Raw genomic sequence first — 1223 nt, 5'->3', positions numbered from 1 at the left:
GATTACCCTGAACGGGGAAGTGATCGCCGATACCGACGACAACACCTTCACCATCTCCGACCTTGGCCCCGGAGACTACACCGTCGTCATCACCGACCAAAATGGTTGTCAGGAACAGTGCGTGGCCACCGTAAATGATGTTGAATGTAGCGACCTTGCCGTAACCCTGGAGGGAACGGAGCCCGGGTGCGCCGGCGAAAACACCGGGTCCATTACCCCTAACATCACCGGAGGTTCCCCGCCCTATACCTATCAATGGTCAAATGGCGCTTCTTCCCCCACACTGACCAACATTGGCGCGGGAGAATATGCCCTAACCCTGACCGACAATCAGGGTTGCCAGGTGATCTCCAGCATTAGCCTGGGTCAACCTGCTGCGCTGGTGGTCACCTTCTCCGCTCAGGACGTGCGCTGTAACGGCGAGGCCAACGGCAGTATCGACGTTACCGTTTCCGGAGGTACGCCACCTTATTCCTACCAGTGGTCGGACGGACCCACTTCCCAGGACCGAAACGGACTCTCCGCCGGCACCTATTCCCTCGACGTACGCGACGCCAACAACTGTCTGCAAAGCATCACGGTGAGCATTCAGGAGCCCGACGCCATCACCCTCAGCGGCAGCATCACCGACCTGCTCTGCAACGGGGACAACAGCGGAGCTATCGACCTCAACGTCGGTGGTGGAACGCCGCCCTTCGTCTACTCCTGGTCCAACGGTGCGTCCACCCAGGACCTCAGCGGACTGACCGCTGGCACCTATTCCGTGATCGTTTCCGACGCCAACGGCTGTAGCCGGGAGACCGCCTTCACCCTCAGTGAACCGCCAGCTCTGACGCTAAGCTGCACCCCAAGCCCGATCTCCACCATCAACGGTAACGATGGCAATATCCTGTTAAACTGGGAGGGCGGCACCCCCGCCTATCAGATTACCCTGAACGGGGAAGTGGTTGCCGATACCGACGCCAACACCTTAACCATCTCCGACCTTGGTCCCGGAGACTACACCGTCGTCATCACCGACCAAAATGGTTGTCAGGAACAGTGCGTGGCCACCGTAAATGATGTTGAATGTAGCGACCTTGCCGTAACCCTGGAGGGAACGGAGCCCGGGTGCGCCGGCGAAAACACCGGGTCCATTACCCCTAACATCACCGGAGGTTCCCCGCCCTATACCTATCAATGGTCAAATGGCGCTTCTTCCCCCACACTGACCAACATTGGCG

General features: G+C 59.1%; 1 protein-coding gene. It reads left to right on the top strand.

Annotated elements, in window-relative coordinates:
* A partial coding sequence (locus tag E1J53_RS23800) for a SprB repeat-containing protein (RefSeq protein ID WP_173021622.1) occupies positions 1-1223 on the top strand: 1223 nt, incomplete at both ends.

Origin of the sequence: Lewinella sp. W8, assembly GCF_004375085.3 — a bacterium.
Taxonomy (GTDB): Bacteria; Bacteroidota; Bacteroidia; order Chitinophagales; family Saprospiraceae; genus Neolewinella.
The sequence above is the reverse complement of the archived record's forward strand: the minus strand, read 5'-3'. Positions and strand labels throughout refer to the sequence as shown.